Below are 13256 nucleotides of genomic sequence, written 5' to 3'. Positions count from 1 at the left end.
TAGCCTAACCGGAATGGGTGTGTCGACGGGTGATATCAGCCGACTTCCAAGTGAACCGTCCGTTAACTTTTCCGTGGGTCGACTACGTTCCGCATCACTGCACGTAGGCAGGCAGTGAGACGGTGATCGAGGGATGGTCGGAGTCATCGTGGAGTGTACGACCATCGATGAGAACGGTGAGTCCGGAACCGTGTCCGTATCGGTCACCCAATAAATCGTAGTAGTAGTAGATGTCGACGGTGGTGCCACCGACCGGCAGGTCGGTCAGACGCCAGTACGTCACCGCGTATCGGGTGACGGCGTCGACCACCCAGGACGAGTAGCCCGTAAACGTTACACCACACGTAAGAGCCGGATCGGGAACGGACGCCCCACACCGTTATCCCAAGCCAAGCACCACCGCCAACTGCCGATCGACTTCGCGCATGGCAACGTCGCCCACGACGCCGAAGCGATAGCCGAGCAGCTTGCGGTTCACCGTGACGATCTTGTCCGTCATCACGTAGCTGGTCTTGTTGAGACCGTTCTCGGCCGTGGGCTCCAGACGCACTCTCGTGCCGATCTCAGACGAGTCATACGACGTCAGCAGGCAGGTGACCACGGAATCGAACCTGTCGACCGCGTCACTCTGCACGATGACGACCGGTCTGAGTTTGCTCGCATATCCGTCCGCATGAAGAGTCCAGATCTCACCGCGCCTCATCGGACATCCTCAACGCGAGTTCGCTGGCATAGTCAGTGGCCTCCCGCTCGGAGGCGAACGGCTCGGCCTCCTCACGGGGCACACGCACCGCATAAGGGAAACCGCGGTAATCATTGAACGCGCTGATGAACATGCGCAGCGCATCGGCCGGGGTAATGCCGAGCCGCTTGGTGGTCTCCCTGAAAAGCGCCGCCTGATCATCGTCAACGCGAGTGGCAATCTGCATGCTCATGCTAACTCCTTATTTTTATTTAGTATCATTTTATACCAAATTGCATTCAATGCAATTGAGCTTAACAACCAGTCATGCGACGCAGTCCATCACCGACATCAGGAAACCGTAAACTACGTAGCACACAGTCGCAGCAAGTCAAAGAGGACACCGCAAACCGCTATGTGACCGCGCTCACATGCACAATACGCACATCGCATCGTCCCAAAACTACGTGGACTACATCCGCCAAAGGTAGTTTCACTCGCTGTTCACCGTACTTTCAGTCAGGTTTCCCCGGTATGCGGCAGAGCGGCGCCGAAACGGAACCATCATGGAAATTGCGCACGGCGGACGGCAACGACCGAACGGACACGACCGAACGGACACGACCGAACGCGGGGCGCGACGGCGAGCAGTCTCTAGCCGTGACAACACAGTGCTGACACACAGTGCATACCTGCATAACTGAACAACAACTGAACATCGATCACGGCGATGAACCCGTGGGACCGATCAATCCGATCCGGCCACGCGGGAACGGAGCCACACCATAGAGCGGGCCCGAACAACGGGCCGCATGATGAGAGGCAGTCGAAGAATATGCTCGAACTCAAGAACATCACCAAGTCGTTCGGCGACACCCACGTCCTGAACGGCATCAGCCTGGAACTCGACAACGGCAAGATCATGTCCATCCTCGGACCCTCCGGCGGCGGCAAGACCACGCTGCTCAACATCATCCTCGGCATCACCGAGCCGACGAGCGGCAAGCTGATCTACAACGGCGAGGACCTGACCCACGTGCCGATGGAGAAGCGCGGCTTCAACATCGTGTTCCAGGACTACGCCCTCTTCCCGAACCTCACCGCCTACGAGAACATCACCTACGGTCTGCGCAACAACCCTGGCATCTCCTCCGAGAAGGAGATCAAGGAGATGATCTCCCTGCTCGGCCTCGAGGAGCACCTGAACAAGCACATCGACGAGCTCTCCGGCGGTCAGAAGCAGCGCGTGGCGCTCGCCCGCACGCTGGTGATGAAGCCGAAGCTGCTGCTCCTCGACGAGCCGCTGTCCGCCCTGGACGGCGTGATCAAGGAGTCCATCAAGGCCAAGATCAAGCAGATCGTCGAACAGTACAACCTCACCACGATCATGGTCACCCACGATCCGGAGGAGGCCTGCACGATGAGCGACAAGGTCCTCATCATCAACCAGGGCAAGGTCGCGCAGTACGACAGCCCGGAGAACATCATCGAGCACCCGGCGTCCGACTTCGTCAGGAAGTTCATCCTCCACCAGCTCGAAGTCAAGCGCAACAACATCTACACCCTGTTCAACGAGGGCGATCAGGACGCGGCCAAGGCCAACGCCCAGCTCGCCGCCGCAGGTCAGGAGGCCTGAGATCCATGTCGGCTGAATCCATCCAGGCGGGCAAGCAGCTGCCCAACATCCGCCCCGAGATCCACAACTACGAATCCCGGCCGTCCAAGCCGAAGCAGACCGAGCTGTGGACCCTCCTCGTGATCGTGGCGGTGTGCTTCCTCGGCTTCCTCGTCGTGCCGATGATCCTCGTGATCATCCGCTCGTTCACCACCGCCGGCGGGGCCGCCACCCTCGAGAACTACACAACGATCCTCTCCAGGCCCGAATTCGGGCGGTCGATCACCAACTCGCTGACCGTGGCCGCGGTCTCCGCGCTCGTCGCCGTGGTCCTCGCGTTCCTGCTGTCCTACACCATCAACTGCACGAACGTGCCGCGCGGCCTCAAGAAGGCCATCGCCCTGCTCGCGCAGCTGCCGATGCTCCTGCCGACCATCACCTACGGCTTCGCGATCATCTACTCGTTCGGCAAGAACGGCCTGATCACGCAGCTCATCGGCCACCCGCTGTTCGACATCTACGGCTTCAACGGCCTGCTGATCGGCTACGTGATCTACACGCTGCCGACCTGCTTCCTGCTGATCAACAACAGCTTCCAGTTCGTCGACAAGAAGTTCATCATCGTCTCCCACATCATGGGCGACAAGCCGATCACCACGTTCCTCAACACCGTGCTGCGCCCGCTGGTCGGCACGATGGCCGTCGCATTCATCCAGTCGTTCTTCCTCGCGTTCACCGACTACGGCATCCCGACCTCCGTCGGCGGCGAGTACGACGTGCTGGCCATGACGCTGTTCAACCAGATGCTCGGCTCGATCCCGAACTTCAACCGCGGCGCCGTGATCGCAGTGTTCATGCTCATCCCCTCGATCATCTCGATCATCCTGATGACCGTGCTCGAGCGCTTCGCGATCCGCTACAAGCAGATCAGTCAGGTCGACCTGCCCAAGGGCAAGAAGCGCGACTGGATCTGCGGCATCCTGTCCGTGGTGACCCTCGTGTGCGTGCTCTCCGTGTTCCTCGTGATCCTGCTCATCCCGTTCGTTCAGGAATGGCCTGACCACCTCGGCTTCACCTTCTCGCACATCGCGAACCTGTTCGTCGACTCCCAGCTGACGCAGGTGTTCGTCAACTCGCTGTACGTGGCCGCGATGACCGCCATCTTCGGATGCGTGTTCGTCTACGCCGCCGGCCTCGTGACCTCCCGCTCGAAGCTGCCCGGCTGGGCCCGCCGCTCGGTCGACGCGATCTCCGCGATCATCAACACGGTCCCGGGCATGGTGCTCGGCATCGCCTTCCTGTTCGCCTTCTCCGGCTCCCCGCTGCAGAACACGTTCTGGATCCTGATCATCGCGAACATCGTGCACTACTTCGCCACCCCGTACCAGATGATCAAGGACTCCCTGACCAAGATGAACGCGGGATGGGAGACCACCGCCAAGCTCATGGGCGACAACTGGATCAAGACGCTGATCCGCGTGGTCACCCCGAACGCGTGGCCGACGCTGCTGCAGATCTTCGGCTACTACTTCGTCAACGCGATGGTCACGATCTCCGCGGTCGTGTTCCTCACCGGCGCCCGCACGCAGGTCATCACCACGAAGATCTCCGCCCTGCAGCACATCGCCAAGTTCGACGACGTGTTCGTGCTCTCGCTGCTCATCCTCGTCGTCAACCTCGTGGTCAAGGGCCTGATCGCCCTGTTCACCCGCGACCGCTCCAAGGAGCGCGCGAAGGCGAAGGCCAAGGAGCGCGCCGCCGTGAAGACCCCGCAGGTCGCAGCCTCGTTCAGCACCGTCAGGCCCAGCAGCCAGCTGACGACCGCAGCGGCCACCTTCCAGCTGCCGAACGACGGCAACCGCAAGGCCAAGGGCCTGCTCACCGGCATCGCCTCGGCGGTGTGCGTGGCGCTGCTCGTCACCTTCGGCGCGGTCTCGACCTCCGCGGCCGCAGCCGGCGGCAAGGTCGTCATCTACACGAACGCCGACGAGGAGGCCGTCACCGCCTTCGAGCACGCGCTCGACGACAACGGCTACAAGGACCAGTACATCATCCAGGAGTTCGGCACCTCCGAGCTCGGCGGCAAGATGCTGGCCGAAGGCAAGGCCCTCGAGGCCGACATGCTGACGATGAGCTCCTACTACGTCGACTCCGCACAGGAGCGCAACCACATGTTCGCGAACCTGACCGACGTGCACACCAAGCTGCTCGGCGACACGGAGAACTCGAAGGCCCCGGCCTACCGCTCCCCGACCACCGCGCAGGAGGGCGCCATCATCATCAACACCGAGGCCCTCAAGGCCGCCGGCGTCGAGGCCCCGAAGAGCTACGCGGACCTCGCCAAGCCCGAATACAAGGGACTCATCTCCGTGCCGGACATGGAGGGCTCCTCCACCGGCTGGCTGATGATTCAGGCCATCGTCGACGCCTACGGCACCGGCGAGAAGGGCAAGCAGATTCTCACCGACATCTACCGCAACGCCGGTCCGCACCTTGAACAGTCCGGCTCCGGCCCGCTCAAGGCCGTGCGCGCCAAGGAGGTGGCGATCGGCTTCGGCCTGCGCCACCAGGCGGTCGCGGACAAGAAGAAGGGCCTGCCGATCGACTACGTCGACCCGACCGAAGGCAACTACTCGCTCACCGAGTCGGTGGCCGTGCTCGACAAGGGCAACGCCACCAACCCGAAGGCGCAGAAGATGGCCGGAATCATCATCGACAAGGGCCGCAAGGAGCTGCTCCAGACCTACCCGACCCCGCTGTACGAGGGCGAGAAGGCTCCTGCGAACGCCTCCAAGCGCTCCAAGTCGTTCCCCAAGCCGCTGACCGTCGACCTGCTTCAGCAGCATCAGGACTTCTCGTCCGAATGCAAGCGGATCGCGCAGGGCGAGTAAACGCAAAGCAAACGCAACTAGCAAACTAGATTCGACACTCCGCCCGCAGGGCGAAATCTACGTAGAAATTTTCAAAAACTCTCTTCGTGATTACACTCTGCGGGCGGAAGCCATATTCGGACACATTTTCAGCGCTTCAACGCTTCACAAACCCAAGCTTCATAACTGAATATCGCAACAACCAAGATCACGACAAACAACACCCCGCTCCCCCGATTCCACGACGAGAAGCGAAGGACATCGACAAGGAAAGGAAACCACCATCATGGCGAACGAATACAAGCTGCTGACCCCCGGCCCGCTGACCACCACCCGCACCGTCAAGGAGGAGATGCTCTTCGACCACTGCACCTGGGACGAGGACTACCAGCAGATCACCCAGAAGATCCGCCACCAGCTGCTCGAGCTCGCCCACGCCGACGACGGCGCCCACACCGTCGTGCTCATGCAGGGCTCCGGCACCTTCGGCGTCGAAAGCGTGCTGACCTCCGTGATCGGCAAGGACGAGAAGGTCCTGCTGTGCACCAACGGCGCGTACGGCGACCGTCAGGTCAAGATCTGCGAGCACGCCGGCATCGCCTACACGCAGTACGCCGAGCCGTACGACCGCATCCCGAGCGCCGAGCGCGTGGCCGAGTACCTGGACGCCGACCCGTCCATCACCCACGTCTCGATGATCCACTCCGAGACCACCTCCGGCCTGCTCAACGACATCAAGGCCGTGGCCGCCGTCGCCAAGGCGCACGGCTGCACGTTCATGGTCGATGCGATGAGCTCCTTCGGCGGCGTCGACATCCCGGTCGCCGACTGGGGCATCGACTTCCTCGTCTCCTCCGCCAACAAGTGCATCCAGGGCGTGCCCGGCTTCAGCTTCATCATCTGCGACAAGGCCAAGCTCGAGGCTTCCAAGGGCAAGGCCCGCTCGCTCTCCCTCGACCTGTGGGACCAGTGGAACACCCTCGAGAAGGCCAACGGCAAGTGGCGCTACACCTCCCCCACCCACGTGGTGCTCGCCTTCTCCAAGGCCCTCGACGAGATGTTCGCCGAAGGCGGTATCCCGGCCCGCTCCGCCCGTTACGCCCTGAACAACCACCTGCTCATCGCCCGTATGAAGGCGCTCGGTTTCCGTGTGTTCCTCAAGGACCACCAAGGCCCGATCATCACCACGTTCCTCTACCCGGAGGGCACGCAGTTCGACTTCCACGACATGTACGAGTTCATCAAGGAGCGCGGCTACGCGATCTACCCGGGCAAGCTGACCGACGAGGAGACCTTCCGCCTCGGCAACATCGGCGAGATCTACACCGACGACATCGAGAAGGTCACCGAGCTGCTGGCCCTGTACATGGGCGAGCGCGGTCTGCTCGCCGCCGCGACCGGTCTCGATTCCGTGCCGGCCGCCATCGCCGCGATGGACGCCGCCGGCGAGCCGATCAAGGCCGCCGCCCCGGCAAACGTCAAGCTCACCGCCTGATTCTTTCGAGTTCGCAGTCAAGGAGATTCCATTATGACCAACCGTTTTGAGGCCGTCATCTTCGATTGGGCCGGCACGACCGTGGACTACGGCTGCTTCGCCCCCGTCAAGGCGTTCCAGGAGGCGTTCAAGGAGTTCGGCGTCGAGCCGACGATGGCCGAGACCCGCAAGCCGATGGGCATGCTCAAGCACGACCACATCAACACCATGCTGCACATGGACCGCATCGCCCGCGCATGGGAGGACAAGCACGGCGCCGCACCGACCGACGCCGACACCGACGCCGTGTACGCGCACTTCGAGCCGAAGCTGCTGTCGATCCTCGATGGCTTCGCCGATCCGAAGCCGGGCGTGATCGAGGCCGTCGCCGAGCTGCGCGCCGAGGGGCTGAAGATCGGCTCGACCACCGGTTACACCGACAAGATGATGGAGATCGTCGTGCCGAAGGCCGCCGAGAACGGCTACGCTCCGGACTTCTGGATCAGCCCGGACGGTACGAACGGCTTCGGCCGCCCCTACCCGTACATGGTCTTCAGGAACCTCGAGAAGCTCGGCGTGAGCGACGTGCGCCGCGCCGTCAAGGTCGGCGACACGCTCTCCGACATTCGCGAGGGCAAGAACGCCGGCGTGTTCACGGTGGGCGTGACCGAGGGCAGCTCGCAGATGGCGCTGAGCCAGGACGAGTTCGAGGCGCTGTCCGATCAGGACAAGGCCAAGGCGCGCGCGGCGGCGCGTGACGCGTTCGTCGCCGCCGGCGCCGACGCGGTCATCGACTCGATGGCCGAGCTGCCGACCCTGCTCAAGCAGATCGCCTGAACATATCCGACATATGTCGATGTAGCCCGGGGCTCCCGGAGCATTCATCCGGCAGCCCCGGGCTACATTGCGTTCAGCGATTCGCCGATCGCCCGAATGCCGGTCTCGAGGTCGGCCGCATCCGGGCGGACCATGTTGAGTCGGATATGGGCGTCGTCGCTCTCGTCGACGTCGAAGACGCCACCGGGCATGAACGTGACGCCCTTCGCGCGGCATCGGGCAAGCAGGTCAAGCGCCCGCACGCCGCTTGGCAAGGTTGCCCATATGTAGTATCCGCCCTGCGGTCGCGTCCATCGCATGCCGTGGGGCATGTACCGTTCCAGCGCATCGAGGATCACATCCCGTCGCGTGCGGTATGCGGAGGCGCGGGACGCGACATGCCCCGCGATGCGACCCTCCTTGAGCAGCTCCAGGCAGATGCGCTGCGAGGACGTGCTCGTATGCTGGTCGACCATGCGACGCAGGGCCGCAAGTCGCGCGATGACGTGCGGATCGGCCACGACCCATCCGGTGCGCAGGCCCGACGTGACGGTCTTGGAGAACGTGGACAGATACATCACATAGCCGGTGTTCTCCATGCCGGCGAGCGGGATGGGACGGGGACCCTGCCCGTACCACAGATCGCCGTACGCGTCATCCTCGACGATGAGGCACTGGTAGCGTCGGGCCACGTCGACGAGCGTGCGTCGGCGTTCGATCGGCATCGTCGTACCGGTGGGATTGTGGAACGTGGGGATCGTGTAGATGAGTTTCGGATGGAATCGGGCGCAGTAGCCCTCCAACAGGTCGGTGCGCATGCCGTCCCCGTCGACGGGTACGCCGATGATGCGCGCGTCCGCCGAGCGGAAGGTCTGCAGCGCGGGGAAGAACGTGGATTGTTCGACGAGCACGCAGTCGCCGGGATTGACGAACGCGCGCACGATCAGGTCGATGCCCTGTTCGGAGCCGGACAGGACCATGACGTTGCGCGCGTCGCAGCCGACGCCGCGATCGCGCATGTGTTTCGCAAGCAGGTCGCGCAGCTCGTCGAACCCCTCGATCGGGGATTCGGGCTGGCCGTCGAACTCGTGCGAGGAGAACGCCTCGAGACTCACCGACCGCAGCAGATCGTCGGGGATGTCGGCCGGATTCGGCGAGCCGGTGGCGAAGTCGATCGGATGCGGTCCGGTTCCTTCCCCTCTGCCGCCGCTGCCACCCCGCTGGGCGCGATCCGCCTCGGCGATGTCGTGGTAGGTGAACCGGTTGGAGTAGTCGGAGAACAGGATCGACCACGGCGGTCGGATGGCCGACGGTTCGGCGGATGCACTGCCGGCATCGGCGACCGGACCGGTCCCCCGCGTCGACGCCGGACTTGCGGGCAGCGCAGTCGTACCGATGGCATCGACGGATGCGGGTGGAATGGATGCGGCCGTCATGCCCGGTGCCACAGATGCAGCAGGCGCAGCCGGCAGCACGAAGGTGCCCTTGCCAACCTTCGAGGCGATGAGCCCCTCGTCCTTCAGCTGCTGGTACGCCTGCAGCACGGTGGTGCGATTGACCTCGAGGCGTGTTGCGAGCTCGCGTTCGGGCGGGAGCCGGTAGCCTTCGGCGAGCGCACCGGAGACGATCGACTCGCGCAGCTGGGCCGCAAGCTGCCGGTACATCGGCATGCCCGAATGCCGGTCAACGGTCAATCGCATCGCATCCCACCTTTCTGGATATCCGGTCTTCGCGCCAACGTCCGTTCCTATAGGATCGGGCGAAATACCACCCCATTCGGGCCTCTATCACGTCCGATCCTATAGGAACGGATGAAACGAGGACCCCTCATCCCCGTTTTTCGTCCGTTTCTATAGGATCGGACGAAATGAGGAACGGGGAACAGGGCTAGAGCGAGAGGAACAGCTCGTGGATGCGGGTGTCGTCGGTGAGCTCGGGGTGGAACGCGGTGGCGAGGATGTTGCCCTGCCGCAACGCGACCGGATGCCCGTCGACCTCCGTCTCGACTTCTGCCGCGGGGCCGACCGAGACGACGAAGGGCCCTCGGATGAACACGAGCGGGAAGTCGGCGATGCGCTGCGGGTCGTCCGGGGCGCCGAAGTCGGCGGTCGTCTGGAAGCTGCCAAGCTGGCGGCCGTACGCGTTGCGGCGCACGACGGCGTCGAGCGCGCCGAAGTAGACGTTCGGATCATTGTCGAGCTTCTTCGCAAGCAGGATCATGCCAGCACAGGTGCCGAACACCGGCTTGCCGGCCTTGATGTGCTCGGCGATCGGCTCGAACAGGCCGGTCGAACGCAGCAGCTTGCCCTGCGTGGTGGATTCGCCGCCGGGCAGGATCACCCGGTCGATGGACTCGTCGAAGTCCTCGGCGGCGCGCAGGAGCTTCCACGGGGCGCCGAGCCTGTCCAGCACGGCGGCGTGTTCGGCGAACGCGCCCTGCACGGCGAGGATGCCGGTCACGCCATGCTTCGCGTGTTCGGCGTCGTCGGACTCCTCCTTGGAGATGTATTCAACGGCTACGACCATGCTGTCTTCCGCTCCCCCGTCACTCGCCTCGGGCGGCCATGATGGTCTTGATCTCGTCCTCGTTGATGCCGACCATGGCCTCGCCGAGGTTCTCGGAGAGCTTGGCGAGCAGGTCGGCGTCCTGCCAGTTGGCGGTCGCCTTGACGATGGCGGCGGCGCGCTTGGCCGGGTCGCCGGACTTGAAGATGCCGGAGCCGACGAACACGCCCTCGGCGCCGAGCTCCATCATCAGGGCCGCGTCGGCCGGGGTGGCCACGCCGCCGGCGGCGAAGTTGACGACGGGCAGACGGCCGTTGTCGTGCACGTACTTGGCGAGGTCATACGGCACGGAGAGCTGCTTGGCCTCCTCATACACCTCGTCGTCGCGCAGGGAGACGAGCTCGTGGATCTGCTTGTTCATCGTGCGCATGTGGCGCACGGCCTGGATCACGTCGCCGGTGCCGGGCTCGCCCTTGGTACGGATCATCGCGGCGCCTTCGGCGATGCGGCGCAGGGCCTCGCCGAGGTTCTTCGCGCCGCACACGAACGGCACGTCGAACTGGCGCTTGTCGATGTGGTAGACGTCGTCGGCCGGGGAGAGCACCTCGGACTCGTCGATGTAGTCGATGTCGATGGCCTGCAGGATGCGGGCCTCGGCGATGTGGCCGATGCGCACCTTGGCCATGACCGGGATGGACACGGCCTCCTGAATGCCCTTGATCATGGCCGGGTCGGACATGCGGCTCACGCCGCCGGCGGCACGGATGTCGGCCGGGATGCGCTCCAAAGCCATGACGGCGCATGCGCCGGCGTCCTGGGCGATCCTCGCCTGTTCGGGCGTGGTCACGTCCATGATCACGCCGCCCTTGAGCATCTGGGCCAGATTACGATTGAGTTCCGCACGATCCTGCGTCATGAGTGTTCCCTTCGTGTGTGATAATGTGCGAACGATCGTTGGTTCGTTCCGTCGCGTTCATTATCGATCGCAGGACCATGCGGCCATCCAAGCCAGTCCAATTTGGATGGGGCCAATCGGCAAGTTCCTCACCCATCCAATCGCGATGCTGCCATGCGCTTCAGTCGACGGTGTTGCCGTAGACCTGGGCCTGGAGATCCTTACGGGAGGTTTCGAGCTTGGTGATCTCACCCAGCAGCGCGATCTTCTCCTCGCCGTCCGGAAGCATCGCCATCCGCCGGCGGGCGGCGCCGATGCGGCGCATCAGGCCCATGTCGAGCAACTTGGCGAGCAGCTCGTTGGCGTACTGCGTCTCGGCCTTGGTCGGCGGGCGCAACTGGGCGTCGGCGGAATCGACGTCACCCGACGCATCCGAACCGGACCCCGCGCCCGCGCGTCCCGAGGGCGGCAGCGGAAGAGGCATCACGGCCAGCTCGTTGATGACCGGTTCGAGCATCGGTCCGCCCGCCTTGGTCAGATTGTGCATCCACAGGCCCTGCGGGGTGTCGTTGGACGGCAATCCCCCGGCCGCGGCGATCGCCTGATACAACGTGCGGAACACCGGCGTCATGAAGTTCGCAAGCGTCAGCGCGCCGAACCAGTTCGCGTCGATGGCGCGCGGCACCTGGATCAGCATCGCCATGAACTGCTGTTCGGCGATGAACACCGCATCGTCGATACGGAAATACGTCTGCTCGGTCGCGTCGCGATGCTCGAGCTCACGCCGGCGGGCGGGATTGGCATACGGGTTCTCCCCCGGCTCGAGACGCGACTCCCCGCGTCCGAACGTTCCGGGTTGATCGCCGAACCTGCGGCGCTGCGCGTACGCATCGTCATCGCGCACGTGCAGCTGGCGGCGCGCCATGTTCACCTCGCGGCGCATCACGTCCAGATCCACGCCGATGCGACGCGTGGTCTTGCGCGTGTACATGTCGAGCAGCGAACGGTCCCGGATCTGCGCGACCAGCGGAGCCACCGCCTTGACCGCGCCCATCTGACCGGTCGTGTACGTGGTGTCGAACCGGCCGATCGCCGAGTCGATGACGAAATCATACAGGGGCTTCGCATTCGCCACCAGCGAGCGCACCGCCTCGTCTCCGCGTTCGATGCGCAGATCGCACGGGTCGAGATTGTCGTCCGCGACGGCGACGAACGTCTGCGTGAGGAACGCCGAATCAAGGCCGAACGCATGCAGCGCCGCCTTCTGCCCGGCCGCGTCGCCGTCGAACGTGAACACGATGCGCGAGCTCAACGGCTGACCCTCGACCTTCAGCGGGCCGACCAGCTGGACCGCGCCGAGCGAATCGTCGGCGATCAGACGACGCACGATCTTCGCGTGTTCGGCGCCGAACGCGGTGCCGCAGGTCGCGATCGCCGTGTCGACCCCGGCCAGATGCATCGCCATCACATCCGTATAGCCCTCGACGATGACGACCTGACGCTTCTTGACGATCGCCTTCTTCGCCAGATCGATGCCGTACAGCACCTGCGTCTTGCGGTAGAGCGCCGTATCCGGCGTGTTGATGTACTTCGCGGCGATCTGATCGTCCTCATACAGCTTGCGCGCGCCGAAACCGAGCGTGCGCCCGGTCGAATCGCGGATCGGCCATGTGACGCGCCCGCGGAAGTAGTCGTAGATGCCGCGCTGGCCCTGACGGGCGAGCCCCGCGTCGAGCATCTCCTGCTGCGTGAATCCCTTCGATGCCAGATGGCGCACGAGATTGTCCCAGCCCTGCGGCGCGTACCCGCAGCCGAAACGCTCGCAGTCGGCCTGGCTGAACGTGCGGCCGCCGAGCAGCTTGCGCGCGGCGAGCGCCTCCTTGGTCATGATCTGCGAGACGAAGAAGCGCTGCGCCTCCTCGTTCGCCTCGATGAGACGGGCACGCTTCGAACCGGAATGCTCGGGCCTGCCGGCGCCGGAGTTCTCGTAGTGCAGTTCGATGTGGTACTTGTCCGCGAGCAGCTGCACGGCCTCGCGGAAGTCGATGTTCTCCTGCTGTTCGACGAATTTGAACACGTCGCCGCCGAGACCGCAGCCGAAGCAGTGCCATACGCCGAGCGCCGGGCGCACGTTGAAGCTGCCGGTCTTCTCGTCGTGGAACGGACACAGGCCGACGTAGTTGCCGGTGCCCGAGGGCTTCAGCGAGACGCTGGCCGATACGATGTCGTACAGGTCCGCGGCTGCGCGCACCTTCTCCACGTCTTCCTTCTTGATCATTCCGGCCATAGCTTCCTACCTTACCTCACCGTAAGGCTTGGTTTCAGCCGGCCGGCGGGGGAGTGGGATATGCGATACACGACACACTCAAGGCCGTTTGGCCAAGCTTACAGTCGTGCAT

General features: G+C 63.9%; 11 protein-coding genes. 4 read left to right on the top strand and 7 right to left on the bottom strand.

The genetic code is table 11. The features are described 5' to 3' along the window. Positions 1–94: 94 nt before the first annotated feature. The 3 genes from BW11_RS07285 to BW11_RS07275 all read right to left on the bottom strand — a co-directional run bounded on the left by BW11_RS07285 (position 95) and on the right by BW11_RS07275 (position 935). The gene (locus tag BW11_RS07285; protein ID WP_140445152.1) at positions 95–310 is read right to left on the bottom strand and encodes a hypothetical protein; all 216 of its coding nucleotides are present in this window, start codon (positions 308–310) and stop codon (positions 95–97) included. Between the two features lie 69 nt (positions 311–379). Continuing rightward, a complete protein-coding gene (locus BW11_RS07280) occupies positions 380–703 on the bottom strand; it encodes a type II toxin-antitoxin system PemK/MazF family toxin (RefSeq protein WP_140445153.1) in 324 nt (107 codons plus the stop codon). Next, on the bottom strand, positions 690–935 hold the full coding sequence (locus tag BW11_RS07275) for a type II toxin-antitoxin system RelB/DinJ family antitoxin (protein ID WP_107041492.1): 246 nt from the start codon (positions 933–935) through the stop codon (positions 690–692). Before BW11_RS07275 ends, BW11_RS07280 begins: the two co-directional genes overlap by 14 nt. Positions 936–1517: 582 nt before the next feature. On the opposite strand from BW11_RS07275, the gene BW11_RS07270 reads away from it, so the two are divergent. The 4 genes from BW11_RS07270 to phnX all read left to right on the top strand — a co-directional run bounded on the left by BW11_RS07270 (position 1518) and on the right by phnX (position 7478). Beyond that, complete coding sequence (locus BW11_RS07270) at positions 1518–2318, top strand: ABC transporter ATP-binding protein (RefSeq protein ID WP_107043869.1); 801 nt, start codon at positions 1518–1520, stop codon at positions 2316–2318. 5 nt (positions 2319–2323) lie between these two features. Further along, entirely contained in the window at positions 2324–5188 is a 2865-nt protein-coding gene (locus BW11_RS07265) for an extracellular solute-binding protein (protein ID WP_219846736.1), read from the top strand. Between the two features lie 265 nt (positions 5189–5453). Further along, positions 5454–6662 (top strand): 2-aminoethylphosphonate--pyruvate transaminase, encoded by a 1209-nt coding sequence (gene phnW / locus BW11_RS07260; RefSeq protein ID WP_140445154.1) that lies wholly within the window; start codon positions 5454–5456, stop codon positions 6660–6662. Between the two features lie 33 nt (positions 6663–6695). Continuing rightward, positions 6696–7478, top strand: a complete 783-nt coding sequence (phnX, locus tag BW11_RS07255; protein ID WP_140445155.1) for a phosphonoacetaldehyde hydrolase — start codon at positions 6696–6698, stop codon at positions 7476–7478. A 62-nt stretch (positions 7479–7540) separates the two neighbouring features. Here the strand turns inward: phnX and BW11_RS07250 are convergent, their stop codons facing one another. From BW11_RS07250 to dnaG, 4 genes are all read right to left on the bottom strand, one after another. Then, positions 7541–9157: a PLP-dependent aminotransferase family protein gene (locus BW11_RS07250; RefSeq protein WP_140445156.1), complete on the bottom strand. Its 1617-nt coding sequence runs from the start codon at positions 9155–9157 to the stop codon at positions 7541–7543. Between the two features lie 187 nt (positions 9158–9344). Next, entirely contained in the window at positions 9345–9983 is a 639-nt protein-coding gene (pdxT, locus tag BW11_RS07245; protein ID WP_140445157.1) for a pyridoxal 5'-phosphate synthase glutaminase subunit PdxT, read from the bottom strand. A gap of 19 nt (positions 9984–10002) precedes the next feature. Further along, positions 10003–10878 (bottom strand): pyridoxal 5'-phosphate synthase lyase subunit PdxS, encoded by an 876-nt coding sequence (pdxS, locus tag BW11_RS07240; protein ID WP_140445158.1) that lies wholly within the window; start codon positions 10876–10878, stop codon positions 10003–10005. Positions 10879–11038: 160 nt separating this feature from the next. Then, positions 11039–13144, bottom strand: a complete 2106-nt coding sequence (gene dnaG / locus BW11_RS07235; protein WP_140445159.1) for a DNA primase — start codon at positions 13142–13144, stop codon at positions 11039–11041. Positions 13145–13256 lie beyond the last annotated feature (112 nt).

The sequence above is a fragment of the Bifidobacterium sp. UTCIF-38 genome, from assembly GCF_006454495.1.
Taxonomy (GTDB): domain Bacteria; phylum Actinomycetota; class Actinomycetes; order Actinomycetales; family Bifidobacteriaceae; genus Bifidobacterium; species Bifidobacterium callitrichos.
Note: the sequence above shows the minus strand (reverse complement) of the source record. Positions and strands in the feature narration are given on the sequence as shown.

What these genes read in the sequence shown, in the direction of transcription:
- BW11_RS07280 (WP_140445153.1), bottom strand. Translation starts at nt 703, where the DNA reads ATGAGGCGCGGTGAGATCTGGACTCTTCATGCGGACGGATATGCGAGC.
- BW11_RS07275 (WP_107041492.1), bottom strand. Translation starts at nt 935, where the DNA reads ATGAGCATGCAGATTGCCACTCGCGTTGACGATGATCAGGCGGCGCTT.
- BW11_RS07270 (WP_107043869.1), top strand. Translation starts at nt 1,518, where the DNA reads ATGCTCGAACTCAAGAACATCACCAAGTCGTTCGGCGACACCCACGTC.
- BW11_RS07265 (WP_219846736.1), top strand. Translation starts at nt 2,324, where the DNA reads ATGTCGGCTGAATCCATCCAGGCGGGCAAGCAGCTGCCCAACATCCGC.
- phnW (WP_140445154.1), top strand. Translation starts at nt 5,454, where the DNA reads ATGGCGAACGAATACAAGCTGCTGACCCCCGGCCCGCTGACCACCACC.
- phnX (WP_140445155.1), top strand. Translation starts at nt 6,696, where the DNA reads ATGACCAACCGTTTTGAGGCCGTCATCTTCGATTGGGCCGGCACGACC.
- BW11_RS07250 (WP_140445156.1), bottom strand. Translation starts at nt 9,157, where the DNA reads ATGCGATTGACCGTTGACCGGCATTCGGGCATGCCGATGTACCGGCAG.
- pdxT (WP_140445157.1), bottom strand. Translation starts at nt 9,983, where the DNA reads ATGGTCGTAGCCGTTGAATACATCTCCAAGGAGGAGTCCGACGACGCC.
- pdxS (WP_140445158.1), bottom strand. Translation starts at nt 10,878, where the DNA reads ATGACGCAGGATCGTGCGGAACTCAATCGTAATCTGGCCCAGATGCTC.
- dnaG (WP_140445159.1), bottom strand. Translation starts at nt 13,144, where the DNA reads ATGGCCGGAATGATCAAGAAGGAAGACGTGGAGAAGGTGCGCGCAGCC.